The sequence below is a fragment of the Inquilinus sp. genome (assembly GCF_057815775.1).
This window is the reverse complement of the sequence record NZ_JBYRFX010000374.1, coordinates 1-6,733: the sequence shown is the minus strand read 5'-3', so window position 1 is coordinate 6,733 and position 6,733 is coordinate 1. Positions and strand designations below refer to the sequence as shown.

Here is a 6,733-nt window from a genome sequence, read left to right as displayed (position 1 = left end):
ATCCAGCGCCTCGCAGCGGGTCGCCTCCATCACCTCCATCTGGATCTCGGCCGCCCGGGCCAGCAGACGCAGATGCCGCGCCGCCCGCTCCTCCTGCGGAGCGGCCGGGGCCTCTGTCTGATGGGATTGCGCCTTGTCCATAGAACATATCATGAACAAGAATCGGAGCTAACTCAACTGCACATTGAGGTCACCGTCGGAGTCCCGCCATGAGCAGATCGAGCAGTCGGCCCACCTGATCGGAGTCCGTCGATGCTGTGGCAGCCAGCACCATGGCGGCGAGGCCAAGTGTAACATCGTCGGGGTCCACGTCGTTTCTGAGCGACCCGTCGAGTGCTCCGGCACCGATGAATTTGGCGACCGTCAGGGTAATCCTGGTGCGTATTTCCGAGACGGCGCTCGTACGCGGTGCGAGCGCGATCCGCAGGGCACCGTGCATGGCATGCTTCGTGGCGACGAAGCGGGCATAGCGGTCCATCCACAGACGCATCGCCTCGAAACCGCGATGGGCTTCGAGCAAGGTGTCAGCTTCCGCCTCCAAGGCATCCAATTCCAGCCGATACACGGCCTCAACAAGCATCTCTCGCGTTGCAAAATGGCGATAGAGCGTGCCGATGCCAACGCCGGCCGCCTTGGCGATTGCGTCCAGTGTCACTGTGCCATCGCCGGCCGCAAACAGGGCCCGGGCTTCCACGATGAGACGCTCACGATTTTTTGCCGCATCGACGCGGCGCGGACCGGACATTGACAAGCGGAGGATACTCCGTTTACCTAGGCTTTATCCGGAGGATCCTCCGGTTCATGCATGCCTATCATGGAAGAACGTTCATGTCCTCATCAGACGTGCGCCCGGCTGCACGCGCAGGCACCTACCGACTTGGGTCCGCCCTGGTCGCCCGGATGGGTTATGGCGCGATGCAATTGCGGCGATGTGGCAACGAACCTGCCCGAGCCGTAGCGCTGCTGGAGCGGGCCATCGATCTCGGTGTCGATCATATCGATACAGCGCAATTCTATGAGAACGGCTTCGTCAATGCGATGATCGGCAAGGTGCTCGGCCGTCGCGACGGTCTCACCGTTGCGAGCAAGGTCGGCGCCGATCCCAATCCCGGCGGCAAGATCCCGCTCAAGCTCGCGCAACGGCCTGAGCAGCTTCGTGCGAGCGTCGAGGACAATCTGCGCAGCCTCGGCGTCGACCATATTCCGGTGGTCAACTTGCGGCGCCTGGATGTCGGGCCCGGGCTCAGACCCGAAGGCGATCAGATCGTCGATCTCGACGACCAGCTGGCGACGATGATCACACTGCGTGACGAAGGGAAGATCGGTGCGATCGGCTTGAGCGCCGTCGATCTGCAAGGACTAAAGCGCGCGCTCCCCGCCGGTATCCGCTGCGTTTCCAACGCCTACAGCCTTGTGGATCAGCAATCCGAGGACATCCTCACGCTGTGCCGTGAGCAGGACATCGCCTGGGTGCCCTTCTTCCCGCTTGGCGGCGCTTATCCGGGCTTGCCGAAGGTTACGGATCAGCCGGCGGTGATCGAGATCGCAGCAAGATTGAAACTTACGCCGACACAGCTTGGACTTGCGTGGCTGCTCGCACATGCGCCCAACATTCTGCTCATACCCGGCACCGCCGATCACCAGCACCTTGATGATAACATTGCGTCAGCGTCGATCAGGCTGAGCCCGGAAACCCTGGCTGACCTCGATGCTTTCGAACCACCCGCGCCCGGCGAGATAGAACTCTGAACCGCAAGGGTGTCGCGGCTCTCCTCGACTCTTCTCCGAAAGCTGCCTGTCCGCCACCAAACCGACGACAAATCGGCCACGCGAAGACGATGCGGTTGCGATCCGGCCCAGGAACTCGTGATCGAACGGATCGTCGTCGGTGGGTCGAAGTCACGCCCTTGCACGCGTAGATGCGGTCGTAGCCGGGCCCGTCCCCCGAGTGAGGGTGAAAGCCCATCAAAAGTGCACTGTCACCGCGATTCCCGAGTCTAAGCGACAAGCTCCTGAATAATAATGGACCAGTCTGCATCAGTTACCTCGGTGGATTGAAACGCGAACTGACCCTGAACGAGGAAAATCTTCTCAAAAGGCTTGTCTTTTAAAGATGGAAGAATTTGTCGTGCGCGATCGCGGGTGATCTGTCGGCGAGGACTTCCCAGTGGCTTGATAGCAAACGGAAGTACCCAAGTCTTAGACCACACTTCAGTTTCTACACGAGCAGGATCCGCCTTCGCGTAGACAATAAATGGCACGGTGAGGCTGCCACTCTCATTGCAATAGAGAATACCGAATGCGCCAATCGGCATACGGCCGGCTTTTGTAATGCGACCCTTAACAAGGGCAGAATTCTCGCTTTCGCCAACCGCCCACATTCCGGCGCCAATTTCCGCCTAAATATTCGTAAGATTTTCAGAAGCGAACGAATATAGTTTCATTACTATCTCTCTCGAAAGTTAACTCTACGAATTAAGAATAGGATTTTTACGACGTTGAATACGATAATACATTTAAAATAAGATCATTCCAAGTCAACTTTAACCTGGATTCCCCCTCCCAATCGTGTCGCGCCGTTCGAGGTAATGTCATAGACGACGCGCTTGATGCCGCGGACCTCTTTGACGAGGCGGTGCGAGACCCGACCCAGGAAGATGCGGTCAGACGGATAGCAGTCGGCAGTCATGCCGTCAGTCGAGCTCACCCGCACCGCCCCTACGACCGGCCCTCTCCCCATCCCAGCACCCGTCGAACTTCCTCCAGCTTCTCCTCGGACAAGCCGGCAAGGCTGGCTTCGTCCAGATGCCCTTCCCGGATGAGGACACCAAAGACGAACGGAAGCTGGGAATACCGGTAGTCGAAGATCGTGTCGATGTGCCGGCGCGTCTGGCGCAGGTGGTCTTCGAGATCCCACATGTCGGACGGCGTCGCCACCTGGGCGGCCTTCGCCTTGAACTCGGCCAGGGCTTTCGCCAGCGCGACGCCGAGGGCCGCGTCAAAGGCACGGCGCGCGATCTTCTTTTCGGACGGAGACCAGCTGAAGTCGTACATGAGCGTGGCCCTCATTTCGTGCTCGGGGATCGGCAGTCCATCACCAGAGGCTGCCGATGGCTTCTCCCGATACCGCCTCACTCGATCTTCGGCAATGGGTTCACGCCGGGCGATAGATCTGGGCCACCGCGCCGCCCGGAAAAGCCTTCGAGCTGACCAGCTTGAGCGGCATCGGCGCGGCGAGGCCGGAGAACAGCGGCAGGCCCTGGCCCAGCGCCACGGGCGCCACGACCAGGGCGAGCTGGTCGACCAGCCCGTGGGCGATGAGACTGCGGGCTAAGCTGACGCCGCCATGGGCGATGATCGGCTTACCGTCCTGGGCCTTCAACCGGGCGATCTCTTCCGCCAGGTCACCGCTCGCCACAGTGGCCTGCGCCCAGCTTTCACCGCCGGGCGCCGCCGTCGCGGTCACGGCCTTCAGGATCGCCGGCCCCTGCCTGGAGAAGACCGCCTTGGGGATCTGGTTCATCGGCGGCGCGAACGGCAGGGTGGAGGTCGGCCAGAAGGGCGCCATGGCCAGGAAGCTGCGGCTGCCCATGATGTGCAGGCCGGCGTTCCAGATATACTCGACGCCCCAGGCCTTCGCCTCCTGGTCGGCGCCGAACATCCAGGTGTTCCGGCCATCCAGGTCGCTCACGAAACCGTCCACCGACATGGACATCTTCAGGATCAGGTCTCTCACGGCGTCCTCCTCATGCGGTCCTGACCCAAGGACGGGCCAGGACCGCATGGTCCGACAGCACGCGATCATTTTTTCAGCCCGGCCGCAATCCGGCAGGCTTCATCGCCCGGCGGGCCGGCTAGGCTTTGACAAGGCCGAGGCGGATGAGGCTCTCGGCCGTCGCCATGATCGCATCCTCGCGCGACCGCGGGGCCCAGCCGAGCAGGCGCCTCGCCTTCTCCCCGCTGGCGTCCAGCCTGGCATCGAGCAGAGGCACCAGCCCCTTCATGGCCGGGTTGGTGAGCGCCATCGAGCGCACGAGGAGGCTCGGCAGCTCCCGCGTCGAGACCTTCGCGGCGGCCGCGCCCATGCGCTCCTTCAGCAGCGTGGCGATCTCTGCCAGCCAGAGGCTGTCGCCCGACGTCGCCAGGAAGCGTTCGCCCTTGGCGGCAGGATCGGTCATGGCGCGGAGGTGCAAATCGGCCACGTCGCGCACGTCGACGACGCAGGTCTTGATCTTCGGATAGCCCGGCTGGCCGTCGAGCATCTCCTTGATCGTCCGGATCGAATGCGAATAGTCCGGCCCCAGCGCCGGCCCGAGCACCATGGTCGGGTTGATGGCCGCGAGTTCCAGCCCGCCGCCTTCGCGCGCAATTAAGTCCCACGACGCCCGTTCGGCGAGCGTCTTCGACTTCTGATACGGGGCAATGTTGCCGCCCAGGTCGCTCCAGTCGGTCTCGACGAAGGGGCGGTCGAGCGGCTTGTGTCCGGCGCCGATCGCGCCAAACGCCGAGGTGAGCACGACGCGCTTCACCCCCGCATCGCGCGCCGCGCGCAGGACGCGAAGATTGCCGTCGACGGCGGGCCTGACCCAATCCTCTTCGCTCTGCTGACTGCCGGACGGTGTCGGTGAGGCGCCGTGAAAGGCATAGGCGCAGCCGGCGGCCGCGTCCGACCAGCCATCGTCGGAACTGAGATCGGCGACGACGAAGGACAGCCGGTCGCCCGGCTCGGCACCGCCGACCTTGAGGTTGGACCGCACCTCGCCCTCTCGCGAGAGCGAGCGGACGGTGGTTTTCACCCGGTAGCCGGCGTCCAGGAGCGCCAGGATACAGTGTTGCGCGATGAAGCCGGTTCCGCCCGTGACCAGCACAAATTCGTCTTTCACCCGAAATCTCCCGAAGATTGCCCAGCGATCGACGGGCGCCACCTGGCGCGGAATGGCCACGCTGTCCGCGCAAACGGGATCAGCCACAACCGTCGATTGCAGATTCAGTCTACAATCGTATACTCGATTCCGGATTTGAGTCTACAGGTGTATTATGAGCGCAGCCCTGCCCCTCAACAGCCGCGCGGCAAAAGCCGATGCGACGCGTGCCGCGATCCTGGCCTCCGCACGGAAGGCCTTCGCCGAGCACGGTTATGACGGTGCGGGCCTGCGCGGCATCGCCGAGGCCGCCGGCGTCACGGCGATGATGGTCGGGCGCTACTTCGGATCGAAGGAAGGTCTGTTCGGCGAGGTGGTCACCGACACCATGCGCGACCCGATCATCCTGTCGCAGGACAACCTGGCCCGGGCCGATCTGCCGCGTGCGTTCGCGGAGGCGCTGGTCGGGGTGACCGCACAGGATCGCACGCCGCTCGACGGGTTTCTCATCCTGTTCCGGTCGACCAGCAGCCCGACCGCCGCCCGCATCGCGCGCGAGCGCATTGCCGACGTCCATCACGCGACGGCGACGGCGGCCATTTCCGACGGCCATGCCTCGGAACGGGCCGCCCTGTTCCTGGCGGTCGTCGCCGGCGTGCAGATGATGCGGCAGATGCTTCAACTCACGCCGCTCACCGAAGCCGAGCCCGCTGTTCTCGTCGATCTTCTGACGCCGGTGATTTCGAGCCTCATATGGCCCAAGCCGCCGGCCGGCGACCAGCAGACATAATTCAGAATGTCGATTCCGAGAGCCCGACGAAGATGTACGTCTCGCTATTCCAGATATGGCGTCAGCACATCTTCGATCCATTTCATGAATGCGCGGACTCGGCGTGACAGATTGTTCCGATGTGCGACGACGAGGGACACGGCGAGCGCCCGGCGACGAGAGTCGGGCATGATCTCCACAAGCGCTCCACTCTCCAAGTATCGGCCAATCCCCAAGAGTGGCGCCTGAATCAGGCCAAGACCGGCCAGGGCAGCGGCTTCGTAAGTCTGTGCGCTGTTGACGTGCAGCGCACCTGGCAACTGAAGCGTTGCGTGGCTGTCGCCTTCCGGATATTCCCATCCATAGGGTCTTGCGCCCAGTATCGTCGAAAAATGAATTGTCCGATGTTCGCGGCGCCGGAGATCTTCCAGCGATCGCGGGACGCCATGGCGCGCCAGATAAGCGGGACTGGCGGCGTTGACCATGCGCAACAGGCCCAGCGGGCGGGCAATAAGCGTCTCGTCTCCAATGGGGCCCAGCCGCAATACACAGTCGAACCCCTCTTGAACCAGATCGACTTGCCGATCCGTACTCGACAGCTCCAGCTCCAGCTCGGGGTGAGCCGCCATGAAAGCCGGCAAGGCCGGCATGATCGTTGTGCGCGCCACCTCGGTCGGAAGATCGACCCGCAAACGCCCGCGAAGGGCCACGCGATCGCCCGCGAACATCGCGTGCAGGTCATCAACGTCAGCAAGCAGAACGCGGGCACGGGCATGAAATGCGCGTCCGTCCTCCGTCAACTGCACGCTGCGCGTCGTCCGGTGCAGGAGCCTGACACCGACATCTTCTTCCAGCTTCCGGACCGCCGTTGAGGCCCTTCCCTTCTGGATGCCTAGGCTATCGGCCGCGCGGGTGAAGCTCCCCATTTTCGCGACCGTTATGAATATCAGGAGGGGGTCGAGATTCTGCATTTCGTCCCTCGGTATTGTTCGCCACGAAGAGAACAGTGCGTTCACTTTGTCGGCGTTTATCACACCCAAGAGACACAGTAACTTCGAAATTGCGTGACCCCACTGGAGAACGACAAGTGTCCGAAACCATG

The 6,733-nt window shown here is 62.7% G+C and carries 8 protein-coding genes and 1 pseudogene; 2 read left to right on the top strand and 7 right to left on the bottom strand.

Annotated features, from left to right (window positions below; all coding sequences use genetic code 11):
- Positions 1-190 precede the first annotated feature (190 nt).
- Positions 191-745, bottom strand: a complete 555-nt coding sequence (locus tag AC3XYG_RS13405) for a TetR/AcrR family transcriptional regulator (protein ID WP_489140337.1) — start codon at positions 743-745, stop codon at positions 191-193.
- Positions 746-801: 56 nt separating this feature from the next.
- On the opposite strand from AC3XYG_RS13405, the gene AC3XYG_RS13400 reads away from it, so the two are divergent.
- The gene (locus AC3XYG_RS13400) at positions 802-1,749 is read left to right on the top strand and encodes an aldo/keto reductase (RefSeq protein WP_489140336.1); all 948 of its coding nucleotides are present in this window, start codon (positions 802-804) and stop codon (positions 1,747-1,749) included.
- A 248-nt stretch (positions 1,750-1,997) separates the two neighbouring features.
- Here the strand turns inward: AC3XYG_RS13400 and AC3XYG_RS13395 are convergent, their stop codons facing one another.
- From AC3XYG_RS13395 to AC3XYG_RS13375, 5 genes and pseudogenes are all read right to left on the bottom strand, one after another.
- Positions 1,998-2,381, bottom strand: a complete 384-nt coding sequence (locus AC3XYG_RS13395) for a hypothetical protein (RefSeq protein ID WP_489140335.1) — start codon at positions 2,379-2,381, stop codon at positions 1,998-2,000.
- A 146-nt stretch (positions 2,382-2,527) separates the two neighbouring features.
- Positions 2,528-2,707: pseudogene (locus AC3XYG_RS13390) on the bottom strand (GMP synthase (glutamine-hydrolyzing)); the annotation flags it as partial.
- 11 nt (positions 2,708-2,718) lie between these two features.
- Positions 2,719-3,054: a fluorescence recovery protein gene (gene frp / locus AC3XYG_RS13385; protein ID WP_489140334.1), complete on the bottom strand. Its 336-nt coding sequence runs from the start codon at positions 3,052-3,054 to the stop codon at positions 2,719-2,721.
- A gap of 100 nt (positions 3,055-3,154) precedes the next feature.
- Positions 3,155-3,736, bottom strand: a complete 582-nt coding sequence (locus AC3XYG_RS13380) for a dihydrofolate reductase family protein (protein WP_489140333.1) — start codon at positions 3,734-3,736, stop codon at positions 3,155-3,157.
- Positions 3,737-3,854: 118 nt separating this feature from the next.
- Positions 3,855-4,943 (bottom strand): SDR family oxidoreductase, encoded by a 1,089-nt coding sequence (locus tag AC3XYG_RS13375; RefSeq protein ID WP_489140332.1) that lies wholly within the window; start codon positions 4,941-4,943, stop codon positions 3,855-3,857.
- A gap of 94 nt (positions 4,944-5,037) precedes the next feature.
- Between AC3XYG_RS13375 and AC3XYG_RS13370 the strand changes: the two genes are divergently transcribed.
- Positions 5,038-5,652 carry a TetR/AcrR family transcriptional regulator gene (locus tag AC3XYG_RS13370; protein WP_489140331.1) on the top strand — a complete coding sequence of 205 codons (615 nt, stop codon included), beginning with the start codon at positions 5,038-5,040 and terminating at the stop codon, positions 5,650-5,652.
- 44 nt (positions 5,653-5,696) lie between these two features.
- Here AC3XYG_RS13370 and AC3XYG_RS13365 read toward each other — a convergent pair.
- Positions 5,697-6,733 (bottom strand): LysR substrate-binding domain-containing protein (locus tag AC3XYG_RS13365; RefSeq protein WP_489140330.1); only part of this gene is annotated, 1,037 nt, incomplete at its 5' end.